Genomic DNA, 13,082 nt, shown 5'->3' with positions numbered 1-13,082 from the left:
TAATATAAAATGTATTAATAGCCGAAACTCATTACTTTAACTGAGTTTCGGTTTTTTTTATGAATTTCAAACTCTTTATTAGCAACTTTCAACATTTTAAGTGTGTAAAATATCGTACAATATCACCCAAAACACTTTGACACCCATAGGTGCATTTGTTATTATTAATACATAAAGGGAGTAGAAGCCTATTCTTTAGGTCCACAGTTTCGTCAACACGACTTTAGAGTCCGGAACGTGTATAAATTCGAGACTTTATCCAAGTTTTTTTAGGCACGGATAGGGTCTTTTTATTTTACTTACTATCCAATGTATAAGGAGGAAGCCTGTGAAAGATACAAAATGGTATGCAAAGTCACTTGAAGAAGTGGCAGCAAAGACGGATATCGTCAACGGATTAACGGATGCGCAAATTGAGGCATCACGTGAGAAATATGGGATGAATAAATTGGCTGAAGCAAAGGGACGTAGTTTTATGATGCGTCTATTGGATCAGTTTAAAGACGTAACAATCATTATTTTACTTGTTGCTGCTTTAATTAGTGGTATTGTGGGGGAACATGCAGATGCGATTTTAATTTTCGCAATCGTAGCATTGAACGCACTTATTGGAATGATTCAAGAAGACAAAGCTGAGAAGTCCCTTAAAGCACTTCAAGATATGTCTACCCCAACCGCAAAAGTTATTCGCGGCGGTGAAGAACAAACAATTAATTCGAATGATGTTGTTGTTGGAGATTTGATTGTAATGGATGCAGGGGATTTAGTACCTGCCGATTTACGAATTGTCCAATCAAATTCCTTAACAGTACAAGAAGCATCTTTAACAGGAGAATCTGTACCTGTTGAAAAACATGCGGATGTTGTATGTGCTGAAGATGCGGTCTTAGGAGATCGTAAAAATATGGCATATTCATCCGGAATGGTGAGTTATGGTCGTGGACAAGGAGTTGTCGTTGCTGTCGGTATGGACACTGAAGTAGGTAAGATTGCTACGATGCTAACTGAAACAAAATCAGATCCGACACCACTGCAACAACAATTAAATCAACTGGGTAAAATCCTAGGCGTTGGAGCGATTATTGCTTGTGGAATTATTCTTCTTGTTGGTGTTTTGAATAATCATGATTTCTTACAAATGTTCTTAACAGCGGTTTCTCTAGCGGTCGCAGTTGTTCCTGAAAGTTTACCAGCTGTTGCTACAATTGTTTTAGCACTTGGTGTTCAACGTTTGGTCGAACGTCATGCAATCGTTCGTAATTTACCATCTGTTGAAACGCTTGGTTCCGCAACGGTTATCTGTTCAGATAAAACGGGTACTTTAACACAAAATGTTATGACGGTAAAAGAATATTGGACTGAAAGTGAAGTGAATGAATTATCACGTGGTTTATTACTCTGTAATGATGCACGTAAGGTCGATGGAAATTGGCTTGGAGACCCAACTGAGACAGCACTATCTGCATGGGCAGAAGCGCTTGACCTTGATGCTGTTGGCTTGATTCAAAAGCATACACGATTAAATGAGGTTCCTTTTGATTCAGGACGTAAACGTATGAGTACCATTAATGATATTGATGGGGATGCTACAGTATTTGTAAAAGGTGGCGTTGATGAAGTTCTTGCCGTTGTAACACAATACCAAGATGAAAATGGTGTTCGTGCAATTACTCAAGAAGATATTGAACGCATTCAAAAAAATAATCAAGAAATGGGTGTCAAGGCACTACGCGTTCTTGCACTTGCTAAAAAATCTGTTTCAAATACAGACTTAGAAGCAACCGAAATTGAAAGTGAACTAACATTTGTTGGATTGGTAGGGATGATCGACCCTCCACGTCCTGAAGTTACAGAAGCAATTAAAACAAGTAAAAAAGCAGGTATTCGTGTCGTAATGATCACGGGTGACCATGCTGTTACCGCATCTGCAATTGGTCGTGAAATTGGACTCCTTGAGGATGGACAACGTGTTATTTCTGGAAAAGAATTAGATGCAATGACGGATGATGAATTGTTCGAACAAGTTCAACATATTGGCGTGTATGCACGTGTTTCTCCAGAACATAAAATGCGCATTATTTCCGCTTGGAAACGTCATGGTGATATCGTGGCGATGACAGGTGATGGTGTTAACGATGCGCCTGCCCTAAAACGTGCTGACATCGGTGCAGCAATGGGTATTGTTGGAACGGAAGTTGCTAAAGGTGCAGCGGACATGGTTCTTACAGATGATAACTTTGCTACAGTAGTAACTGCAATTGGTGAAGGTCGTCGTATTAAAGATAATATTATGAAAGCAATCTCTTACTTACTATCATGTAATGTTGGAGAATTGTTACTGTTATTAATTGCGGTACTCCTTGACTGGGATGCACCCCTTCTACCAATTCACTTATTATGGATTAACCTTGTAACGGATAGTCTTCCAGCATTAGCACTTGGTGTTGATGGTGCAGAAGATGGTATTATGGAACGTCAACCAGATCGCACAGGTTCACTTATCAGTAAATCAATGCTTTGGCGTATTGGGTACCAAGGTGCTGTTGTAGGGGGCGTTGCACTCTTTGCTTACATGTACGGAGCAGGGCGTCTATGGGCTGTTGGTGATACTGAAACAGGTACGACAATGGCATTTATCGTATTAGCATTCTCACAATTAATCCATTCCTACAGTATTCATTCAAGTGAAAAATCAGTATTCACATCATTCTGGAAAAATAAATACCTCATCATGGCAACGCTCATTAATGGGCTCATGATTCTTGCGGTATTATTCATTCCAGTTCTAAACGATTTATTTAAACTTGGAACACTTGATGGACATCACTGGATGATTGTTGTGATGTTGATGTTTGTACCAATGATTATCGTCGAAATTATGAAACTACTTAAACTTAACGGTAAACATTAATTAAATTGAATAACCAAAGAGAGGAATATCCTCTCTTTTTTTATGGAGATAAGACGACTTTCACCTTTAAATAGAAGGGTCTATGTTATAATAGGCCTATAAAAAAGGGGATGGGTTTTTGATATGCACATAACGAAAATCTTTAATAATAACTGTGTCGCTACATTTATCGATGGAGAAGACATGGTTGTTACGGGTTCAGGAATCGGTTTCCAACACAAAATAGGGGACGAAATTGATGCTTCGCGCATCGAAAAAATGTTTAAAGTGGTAAGTGATAGCCAAGACGACTTTGAACAACTTCTTAATAAAATACCAGTGGATTATTTTGAAGCCACGCGAGCGATTGTGGAATATGCTCATTCTGTTTTGGATATATCACTGAGTGATACGATAAACGTGGCACTTACAGATCATATCTACTATGCAGTACTCAGATCAAAAGAGGATGTTGAATTGCCGGGACTTTTTACGGAAGAAATTAAAATGTATTATCCTGATGAATTTAAAGTTGGCACATGGGCTTTGAATTATATTAATAAACGCTTCGAGGTAACACTTCCTGAAGATGAAATCGGCTATCTCGTAATTCACATCGTTAATGCAAGTAATGGGAATATATCGCATCAAGCTCAAAATACCATGATGTTTCTAAAGGATGTTATGGTGATTGTACAAAGTGAGTTGGGTATTGAGATGAATACCAGTCAACCTGCGTATACACGTCTTGCAACCCACCTAAAGTATCTTGCACAACGGATTATTGGAAATCCAAGTTCCAGTCATCCATTTGATGAAAGCATTGGTGAACTGAATCTATTTATTGCAGCGAAGTTAAAAAAATATAACGATTGTGTCGCAAAGATTAATCAATACGTCAATACACGATTTGACTATGAACTCTCGATGGATGAACGCATGTATCTTGCAATACATCTTTACCAAATTATGAAGCATGAAAAAAACCGGTAGCCATACCGGTTTTTTTTATAGAGTAGGATAATACGTGTACGATTATTTGATTAAGTTTTTGAATTCATCGGCTACAAATTGTACGTTTGTACCTACAATAACTTGAAGACTGCTTCCACCAGGTCTTACGATACCTGCTGCACCAGTTCCTTTAATTGCTTTTTCGTCAATATTTTCAGTTTCAAATAATTCAAGACGAAGGCGTGTTGTACAGTAGTCAACGCTCTTAACATTTTCTTTACCACCAAGCGCATTAAGAATAATTTCTGCTTGATGTGCAAATTTGCTGTCTGATGCAGCGAGAATTGTATCATCTAGCAATACTTCTTCACGTCCAGGAGTTTTAATATTAAACTTAACGATCAAGAAACGGAAGAGTACGTAGTAGATTACAAAGTATACAACACCGAATACAACAATCATATAAGGTTTGTTTGCAAGTGGTAGACGTGAGCTTAAGAATAAGTCAACAAATCCAGCACTAAATCCAAATCCTGCTGTCCATCCAAAGGATGAAACAATAAATAATGAAAGTCCTGTTAGGATTGCGTGTACTAAGTATAATGCTGGAGCTACGAACATAAATGAGAATTCAATCGGTTCTGTTACCCCAGTAAAGAATGCTGAGAATCCAGCTGCAAGCATGAGTGATCCCACAACTTTTTTATTTTCAGGTTTTGCCGATTGATACATTGCAAGACCAGCACCACAGAGTCCAAACATCATAACTGGGAAGAATCCAGCTTGATACATTCCGGTAATTCCTTTAACACCGGTACCACCCCAGAAATTTCCAATGTCATTAATACCAATCGTATCAAACCAAAATACGGAGTTTAAAGCGTGGTGTAATCCTGTAGGGATTAAGAGACGGTTGAAGAACCCAAATAAACCTGCTCCCAGAGGACCCATGGATGAGATTGCGGTACCAAAGGATACAAGTCCACCATAGACGATTGGCCAGATATAAAGTAATGCAATGGAGATTGGCATCATCACAACTGCAGTCATAATTGGTGCCAAGCGTTTACCACTAAAGAATGCGAGTGCGGTTGGGAGTTCTGTTTTGGAAAATTTGTTGTACATTAATGCACCAACTACCCCAGAAATAATACCAATAAAGGCATTATCAATTTTCCCAAATGCTGCATTCACAGCTTCAGGTGCAATTCCTTTTAAGTTTGCTACAGATCCCACAGAGAGTAATGTGGTAATCATTAAGAAACCAACGAGTCCACTTAAGGAAGCAGCCCCATCTTTATCATTTGATAATCCATAAGCAATCCCGACCGCAAAGATAATCGGAAGTTTATCAATGATTGCTTTACCCGATCCAATTAAGAAAGCGGCAAGAACACTGTTAGCTCCCCATCCAACAGGGTCAATCCAATAACCAATACCCATTAATAAACTTGCAGCCGGTAATACCGCTACTGGAAGCATTAAGGCACGGCCTAATTTCTGTAAATGTTTCATCATATAAGTCACTTCTCCTTTTCTATATGATTTAGAAATTGTTACGTGAAGATATAAAAAGACCTACAAAAATAGCGTATCGCCATATTTGTAGGTCTTGCCTTCTTCAGTAACAATCCTATCTTACAAGCACATATTAGCACGTGGTGTAACCGCTGTCAATAAAAAGTGAAAGAAATGTGTGTCTTTATGTGATGAGCGGTAAATGAGCATATGATGAGACATTTATGGAATCGTTCGATTTGAATTGGCTGTGTGGTAATCTTAGGGTATCAACGCGTCTTTCGACAGTATCCCCACAATATCGCTTATAACTGATAATTAAGTGTCGAAAGTATCGTTCAGTGTTAGAAATTGGTGGATTTTAAGTGTTTTTGTCGAAGAATGATGAAACTAAAGACGAAATCTCATCCCCTTCGTACAATAGAGACAGTTAAAGTCACCATTGAAAAAGAAGGAGTATCTATGAATACAAAAGAACAAATTTATCAGTATCTTGTTTTCGAAACACAAATTCTACTCGATCATGACTTTTCCTTACTCACAACCGCAGTGATTTCAGAATCGTTACACTTAAGCCGTTCCTTAGTATCGCAATACTTAAATGAATTGTTTCATGAGGGGCTTTTGATTAAGGTATCGTCACGACCGGTGTATTACTTTGATAAACACGAATTTGAGAAGCGCTATCGTGTTCAAAATGTATCGCGTGAGTATTTAAGTGTTAAAGCACTCATGGATGAAATACAAAGTTCGGAAGGGTATGATTCCTTCCAAGATTTAATTGGTTTTGATGGATCGTTAAGTCACATCGTTCAACAAATTAAGTCAGCCCTGCTTTATCCAGGCCGTGGATTACCGATTGTATTGTTTGGAAAGCGCGGAAGTGGTAAGACGTATTTATCGCGTATGATTCATAAATTTTGTGTGGAGCATGACTTAATTCAAACAGGACAAAGCGTCTATCATCTAAAATTTATTGATCCACAATGTGATTATGAACGTTTGCTTTTTGGGGATGAAACACAAAGTGGTTTGTTGGAACAGAAAGAAATTGGTGTGCTCTATCTTGAACATGCAGATCGAATGCGTCCAGACATCCAATATCAAGTATCCAATGTTATTAAAGATGGTTATTACACCAAAGACCGCAAGGTTGTGAAGGTCCATTGCCGCTTGGTTTTTGGAACTTCTTATAATCCCGAAGATGCCTTTGATTATTCATTACTTCAAAGTCTTCCAATTATATGCAAGATTCCGCACTTTGATCAACGTGGAACTCAGGAAAAAGAACACTTCATCCTGAAATTCTTTAAGCAAGAACAACAAAAACTTGGCTTAAAAATCTTTATTTCATACAAACTGTTGGAAGCGTTGCTTCAACTCAAATTTGATGAAGACATTCATGAGTTAAAAAAATGCATCACGCGCATCTGTGCAACAGCCCTTGAATCAGCGCAACAAGGTGTCATGCATTGTCACTTATATCATTTACCAGAAGATAAATTGAACTACACCATCTCAAATGAACAAGATATGAAGCAGCTTATTGAAATTGATACGTATGTCATTCATGAATCAACGGATAAGATCGTGCATTTATTTAAAAACATCTTAAAAGCGTTTAACGGTTTCCAAAGCAATCAACTATCGTATCGTGAGATGTTAGCACAAGATTTTGAGTCGATGCGTAATTATTATGATTTGATGATTTTTGATCAATCGTATAGCCTTCAAAAAGTATATGGACTTGAGAAAATTATTGATGATGTGCTTGAAGATGTGAAACAAAAAAACAAAATCAACATTCCCAGCAATTGCAGTTTTGTCTTATCACGGGTTTTGTTGTCAACATCACATGAAAAAATAAAACTTGATCGGTGGACGTATAAACATCGTAACGATATCAATGCTTTATTAGAGTTCTTAAAAGAAGAAATGTATGACATTTTCATGATTTCAAATGAGATTTCAAAGATGATCTACCAAGCTTTAGAGTTAAATCTTAATGATTTTAATCTAATCTTTCTAATCCTAAATATTTATTTCTATAACGACAACATTAAACACAAAGATACGGCGGCCGTAATTGTATCGCATGGATACTCGACGGCAAGCAGTATTGCGGATGCTGCCAATCAGTTGTTAGAGGAACATATTTTTGATGCCTTTGATATGCCACTGGATAGTAGCAGTGAAGAAATCATTATGAAGGTGAATGACTATATCGCCTTAAATCCGTATTATAAGAATTTGATTTTACTGGTCGATATGGGATCGTTGGAATTAATTGGGGATCGCATTCTCAAAGATTTAAATGTTGGTGTCATTAATAACAGTTCAACGGCAATTGCCTTGCATATTGGTTCAATGGTTCGTCAAGAATATCCACTGGAAGAAATCTTAGCGAAAGCTTCGAAGCAAGCCGTTACCAAGTATAAAATCTTGAATCGTGCAGAGAAAACAAAAGCCATGGTCTTTGTGAGTGATGCAGGGGTATCCGTTGCAGATCGGATGGTTAACCTCTTTAAACAGTCCTTGCCTAAATCCATTGATCTTCGTTTTATTCGGTATGACTTTAAAGAATTATTAACAAATGGCTTAAAGGATCCCTTATTTGATAAGTTTGAAGTGATGTTGATGGTGAAACCACACTCATTACCGCTGGATTCGATTCGCAGTGTAAGTTTGGAGGATATTGTCAGTTTTAAAGATATTTCCATTGTGGATAAGGCCTTGGAAGATTATCTGGATGCAGATGAGATTGAAGTGTTTAACCGGAATCTGCTTAAAAACTTTTCACTTCAAAATGTGATGCAGAATCTAACGATTCTAAATGCAAACAAACTTTTGAACTTTGTCAGTGATTCCACATCTCATTTAGAACGCAAGATGCAAAAGACATTCCAGAGTAAGACGATTATTGGTATTTATATTCATGTCTGCTTCTTAATTGAACGACTGGTAACCAAAACAGCTATTGACGACTATAAGGACGTGAAGCGCTTTGAGAAAGATCATCAAGCCTTTATTCGTGATGTGAATGATAGTTTTGGCCCTATGCTCGAACATTATAATGTCATGTTGCCGGTATCGGAGATTGCACTCCTTTATGACTATATTGAAAATGATAAAAATCGAGAGCATGGAGAGGATGATTCATTTTGAAACTATCAGCAATGAACAGTCACTATCGATATTATAGTTTAAATACATTTTTTAAAACCATTTCAAGTTTAGGTTTTGATGCATGTGAGATATGGACCAGTCCACATCATTTCTTTGTGGATTACCAACAGTATGATGATTCTTTTGCACTTAAAACCCATGCAGAACATTTTGGGTTACAGATTATCGCAATCTGTCCAGAACAGACAAATCCTAAGCCCCATAACATGGCGACAGGATCACTTGAACAACAAAATCGTGTGTATGCTTACTTCCGTAATATGATTGATATTGCACATACAGTCGCTGCGAATCTGGTGGTGGTAACAAGTGGTTGGGCATTTTATGACGAACCCCTTGAAGCTGCCTATCAACGCAGTGTCGCAATGATGCGAAGATTGTGTATTCATGCGCAAGCGAAAGGAATTCTTCTTGCCATTGAGGCATTACAGCCTTATGAATCACGCTTGGTGAATACTGTTCAAGATTTGAAAGCATATCAAGATGCCGTGGCGTGTGAAAACTTAAAAATTTGTCTGGACCTTGGGGCAATGACCCAGGCTGAAGAAACAATTGATGATTACTTTAATGTTTTTAAAGAAGATATTGTTCATGTGCATTTTGTGGATTCAGGACATTGTGCATGGGGGGATGGACATCGAAACATGCAGGAAGATCTTACAAAATTTAATCAAAATAAGTATCAAGGTTATTACTCGCTGGAAACAGCCAAACAATGTTATGAAGCAAAACCAGGTGATGCGGATTTACAAAGTTTAACGAAATATAAAGAACAGGGAGGGATCTAAATGAAACACTATATTATCGCAAGTCATAAACACCTGGCCGAAGGATTCTACAGTGCCGTCAAAGCCATTGTCGGAGATGTGGATTCCGTTCATATTATTTCTGCCTACGTTGATCATCATGATCTCACACAAGAAATTATGATGTGCTTCGAGGGAATCCCTCTTGAAGATGATTTGGTGGTCATGACGGATATTTATGGCGGAAGTGTCAATACAGAGTTTATGAAGTTATTGGGGAGCCGTGATTTCCATCTCATTGCCGGCGTTAATCTAGCGCTTATTATTTCAATCATGGTTGAAATTCAAGGCCCCATAACGCGTGAAGAACTTATAGAAAAGATCGAAGCGTGTCGTATGTCATTACGATATTGTAATGACGATCTTGTTGGAATGGACGTCGAAGACGAATTTTAGGAGGAACTTATGATTGTATTATGTCGTGTTGACCATCGTCTCTTACATGGACAGGTTGCATTCTCATGGACCAATGCCCTGGGTGCAGACTGTATCTTGATTGCAGATGATGATGTCGTTTCCGATGATATTTGGAAGACCACATTGAAACTGGCAAAACCAGCCAATGTTAAGTTAGTCATAAAGAATGTTGAAGATGCAATAAACGCATTAAACAGTGGCGTTACAGATAAGTATCAGCTGTTAATTGTCGTACGGACCATTGACGTTGCGTATCAGCTTGCGCAAGCATGTCCACAGATTCAATCCATTAACCTTGGTGGAACGAAAAAAGAAGGTGATGATGAACAAATCAGTAAAGCCATCTTTGTCAGTGAAACCGATAAGAAATTGTTGAAGGAATTAATGGATGCTGGAAAAGAAGTAGAAATACGGATGTTATCCAGCGACTCAAAGCAGGTAGTAAAACTATAAAAGGAGGAAGAATTCATGTTACAAGCAATATTGATTGGTTTAGTAGCGGCATTGGGTGTCTTCGGGGATCAACTGGGATCACTGTATATTAATCGCCCAATTATTCTTGGACCCATTGTTGGACTTATCTTAGGAGATGTTCAACAAGGTGTTATTATTGGTGCTACTTTAGAATTATTCTTTATGGGGGCCGTGTCAATTGGTGCCTATATTCCACCGGATGTAATTGTTGGTGGGACACTGGCTACAGCGTTTGCAATCTCAATGGGATCTGGAACCGAAGCAGCGATTGCGCTTGCTATGCCACTTGCATTAATCTCACTTGCAATTGGAAATATCTTTAACGTTGTTAATTCCTTTATCCTACGCATTGCTGATAAATCGGCAGAGGCAGGTAGTGTTGGTGGTATTAAAACAGCACACTGGAGTATTGGGATGATTACAGTAGTTCGTCGTTTCTTGTTAGTATGCCTTGGATTTTACTTCGGTGCTGAAGCAATGTCTAATGTTATTGCAGCAATACCAGAACAAATTATTGCCGGTATGGATGCAGCTGCGGGACTTCTTCCTGCACTTGGATTTGCGATGTTAATGCGTATGATTTTAAACAAGAAACTTGTTCCATTTTATTTCTTAGGATTTGTTTTATCTGCTTATCTCAATGTACCGGTATTAGGGATTGCGATTATCGGTGTCATTATTGTAATTGAGAAATTTGACTTCTTAGGGGGCTTTAGACAAGCACCGGCAGGATTAAATGTGGAGGACGATGATGATGACTTCTAATAACAGTGTAATTACCAAACAAGACATTACCAAGATGGCCTTCAATGCTGGAAGTTTAGGCATGGAGTTTTCTTGGAACTATGAACGTCAGATGCATCTTGCATTTGGCATGATGATGGATCCAACCCTTAAAAAAATCTATAAGGATGATCAAGAAGGTTATGCGGAAGCGTTACAACGTCATATTGAATTCTTTAATATTACACCCCAATTAGCACCATTTGTTGGTGGTATTGTGTGTTCGATGGAAGAAAAACATAAAGATGGAGAGGTCGATGCAACGGCGATTAGTGCGATTAAAACGGCGTTAATGGGACCCTTATCTGGAATTGGAGACTCGATCTTTGTAGGGTGTATCCGAGTTATTGCATTAGGTGTTGGTTTATCACTTGCAATGAGTGGGAATATCCTAGGACCCATCGCTTACTTTTTAATCTATAACATCCCTGCTTTCTTAGCACGTTATTTTGGGGCACATCTCGGTTACAATATTGGTTTTAATTATCTTGAGAAAATGCAACAAAGTGGTGTGATGGATAAAGTTCTTGCGGCAGCAGGTATTTTAGGGATCATGGTTATTGGTGGTATGTCGAAAGAAATGGTTTATACAGGATTGGCCTTACAAATTGGTACCGGAGAAACGGCACAACCCTTCCAAGAAATATTGGATGGTATTATGCCAGGACTTGTCGGTCTAGGAACAACATGGCTTTATTATTGGTTACTTAAGAAAAAAGTAAATCCCCTTATTCTTATTGTTGGCACGATGGTAGTAGGTATTGCTGGTGTTTATTTAGGAATCTTTGGATAGGAGAAACGTATGTTAAAATTTGATAAAGAAAAGCAATTAGCGAGTTTTAAAGGGGGATTAGCCCTTCGACCTGAAATTGAAAAGGTTGCCGATGCAATTCATGATAAAGGTTATAACGGTATCTATTTTGTAGGGATTGGAGGAACTTATGCTTCTGCACTCCAAGTTGCTCATCACGTAAAAGAGATGAGTTCACTGCCAATTTATGTGGAACATGCTGCGGAATACTTAGTAACCGGGAATAAGAACATTACTAAAGATTCAATTATCGTTTATTCTTCTGTAACTGGGACAACACAAGAGGTTGTGGCAGCGGTTAAGGTTTTAAAAGAAGTTGGGTGTACGATTGTCGCATTCGTCGATGAACCTAATTCAATCCTTGCGGAATTGGGTGATTACACCATCTCTTTCGGTCTGAATGAACAACTTAAGTTCTTTATGTTTATGGATCGTTTAATGCAACGTAAGGGTGATTTTGATGATTATGAAGCAATGTATCAAGAATTTGATCAATACTTACCTGAAGCACTTGTTGATGTGGAAATCAAAGCCGATGCATTTGGGGAAGCTTATGCGAAACGTCATCACGATGATGCCATGCATTACTTTGTAGGTGCAGGGAATCAATGGGGTGCAACGTACTCCTATGCAATGTGTTATTGGGAAGAACAACATTGGCTTCCTACAAAATCAATTACAGCACCTGAATTCTTCCATGGTATGTTTGAGATTGTCGAACGAGACACCCCTGTAACGATCTTCGTAGGAGAAGATACATCTCGTCCATTATCAACACGTGTTGTCGATTTTATTCCGCGTATATGCGCAAACTATGAAGTCATTGATAGTAAAGATTATGAACTGAAAGGGATCAGTGAAAAATATCGCGGTCACATTTGTCATCTTGTAATGATGGCGGTTAACCGTCGTATTGATGCTCATATTGAGAAAATAAACTGTCATCCTACAGAAATTCGTCGTTATTACCGACAATTGGATTATTAAGCGAAAACCCACTTTAAACAAGTGGGTTTTCTTTCTTAAATTTTCAGTTCAAACGCATTGTTATTCGCTTATACATATGTTAGACTTATCTTCCATGGAGGTTTAGCTCAGTTGGGAGAGCATCTGCCTTACAAGCAGAGGGTCAGCGGTTCGAGCCCGTTAACCTCCACCATTTTTATTCTGGATCACCCACGACGAGGGTGGTTTTTTTATGCTTTCTCATCTGTGGATTTTGAGTGAGGGTAATGCGTCTAAT

At 38.3% G+C, this 13,082-nt stretch carries 10 protein-coding genes and 1 tRNA gene; 10 read left to right on the top strand and 1 reads right to left on the bottom strand.

Annotation, left to right across the window (positions count from 1 at the left end; translation table 11 throughout):
• The first annotated feature begins 328 nt into the window (after positions 1-328).
• Both NMG63_RS07560 and NMG63_RS07555 read left to right on the top strand, forming a co-directional pair.
• Complete coding sequence (locus tag NMG63_RS07560; protein WP_123171098.1) at positions 329-2,911, top strand: calcium-translocating P-type ATPase, PMCA-type; 2,583 nt, start codon at positions 329-331, stop codon at positions 2,909-2,911.
• Between the two features lie 123 nt (positions 2,912-3,034).
• Positions 3,035-3,883, top strand: coding sequence for a PRD domain-containing protein (locus tag NMG63_RS07555; RefSeq protein ID WP_254006869.1), 849 nt, complete (start codon positions 3,035-3,037; stop codon positions 3,881-3,883).
• A 42-nt stretch (positions 3,884-3,925) separates the two neighbouring features.
• Here NMG63_RS07555 and nagE read toward each other — a convergent pair whose 3' ends face one another.
• Positions 3,926-5,362: an N-acetylglucosamine-specific PTS transporter subunit IIBC gene (gene nagE / locus NMG63_RS07550; protein WP_254006868.1), complete on the bottom strand. Its 1,437-nt coding sequence runs from the start codon at positions 5,360-5,362 to the stop codon at positions 3,926-3,928.
• 462 nt (positions 5,363-5,824) lie between these two features.
• Between nagE and NMG63_RS07545 the strand changes: the two genes are divergently transcribed.
• From NMG63_RS07545 to NMG63_RS07510, 8 genes are all read left to right on the top strand, one after another.
• A complete protein-coding gene (locus NMG63_RS07545; RefSeq protein ID WP_254006867.1) occupies positions 5,825-8,527 on the top strand; it encodes a PRD domain-containing protein in 2,703 nt (900 codons plus the stop codon).
• Positions 8,524-9,336: a sugar phosphate isomerase/epimerase family protein gene (locus NMG63_RS07540; protein ID WP_254006866.1), complete on the top strand. Its 813-nt coding sequence runs from the start codon at positions 8,524-8,526 to the stop codon at positions 9,334-9,336. The genes NMG63_RS07545 and NMG63_RS07540 overlap by 4 nt, the downstream gene beginning before the upstream one ends.
• Positions 9,337-9,750: a PTS sugar transporter subunit IIA gene (locus NMG63_RS07535; protein WP_254006865.1), complete on the top strand. Its 414-nt coding sequence runs from the start codon at positions 9,337-9,339 to the stop codon at positions 9,748-9,750.
• A gap of 9 nt (positions 9,751-9,759) precedes the next feature.
• The gene (locus tag NMG63_RS07530) at positions 9,760-10,224 is read left to right on the top strand and encodes a PTS sugar transporter subunit IIB (protein WP_123171104.1); all 465 of its coding nucleotides are present in this window, start codon (positions 9,760-9,762) and stop codon (positions 10,222-10,224) included.
• A 15-nt stretch (positions 10,225-10,239) separates the two neighbouring features.
• Positions 10,240-11,010 (top strand): PTS mannose/fructose/sorbose/N-acetylgalactosamine transporter subunit IIC, encoded by a 771-nt coding sequence (locus tag NMG63_RS07525; RefSeq protein ID WP_123171105.1) that lies wholly within the window; start codon positions 10,240-10,242, stop codon positions 11,008-11,010.
• Positions 10,997-11,821, top strand: coding sequence for a PTS system mannose/fructose/sorbose family transporter subunit IID (locus NMG63_RS07520; RefSeq protein ID WP_013853305.1), 825 nt, complete (start codon positions 10,997-10,999; stop codon positions 11,819-11,821). Before NMG63_RS07525 ends, NMG63_RS07520 begins: the two co-directional genes overlap by 14 nt.
• Positions 11,822-11,830: 9 nt before the next feature.
• A complete protein-coding gene (locus tag NMG63_RS07515; protein ID WP_003774790.1) occupies positions 11,831-12,826 on the top strand; it encodes an SIS domain-containing protein in 996 nt (331 codons plus the stop codon).
• A 96-nt stretch (positions 12,827-12,922) separates the two neighbouring features.
• A tRNA-Val gene (locus tag NMG63_RS07510) sits at positions 12,923-12,998 on the top strand.
• Positions 12,999-13,082: the final 84 nt, after the last annotated feature.

It is taken from the genome of Erysipelothrix amsterdamensis (assembly GCF_940143175.1).
Classification (GTDB): domain Bacteria; phylum Bacillota_I; class Bacilli_A; order Erysipelotrichales; family Erysipelotrichaceae; genus Erysipelothrix; species Erysipelothrix amsterdamensis.
This window is presented reverse-complemented; position numbering and strand designations above follow the sequence as displayed.

Excerpts from the sequence above, each read along its gene's own strand:
- NMG63_RS07555 (WP_254006869.1), top strand. The coding sequence starts at position 3,035 with ATGCACATAACGAAAATCTTTAATAATAACTGTGTCGCTACATTTATC.
- nagE (WP_254006868.1), bottom strand. The coding sequence starts at position 5,362 with ATGATGAAACATTTACAGAAATTAGGCCGTGCCTTAATGCTTCCAGTA.
- NMG63_RS07545 (WP_254006867.1), top strand. The coding sequence starts at position 5,825 with ATGAATACAAAAGAACAAATTTATCAGTATCTTGTTTTCGAAACACAA.
- NMG63_RS07535 (WP_254006865.1), top strand. The coding sequence starts at position 9,337 with ATGAAACACTATATTATCGCAAGTCATAAACACCTGGCCGAAGGATTC.
- NMG63_RS07530 (WP_123171104.1), top strand. The coding sequence starts at position 9,760 with ATGATTGTATTATGTCGTGTTGACCATCGTCTCTTACATGGACAGGTT.
- NMG63_RS07525 (WP_123171105.1), top strand. The coding sequence starts at position 10,240 with ATGTTACAAGCAATATTGATTGGTTTAGTAGCGGCATTGGGTGTCTTC.
- NMG63_RS07520 (WP_013853305.1), top strand. The coding sequence starts at position 10,997 with ATGATGACTTCTAATAACAGTGTAATTACCAAACAAGACATTACCAAG.
- NMG63_RS07515 (WP_003774790.1), top strand. The coding sequence starts at position 11,831 with ATGTTAAAATTTGATAAAGAAAAGCAATTAGCGAGTTTTAAAGGGGGA.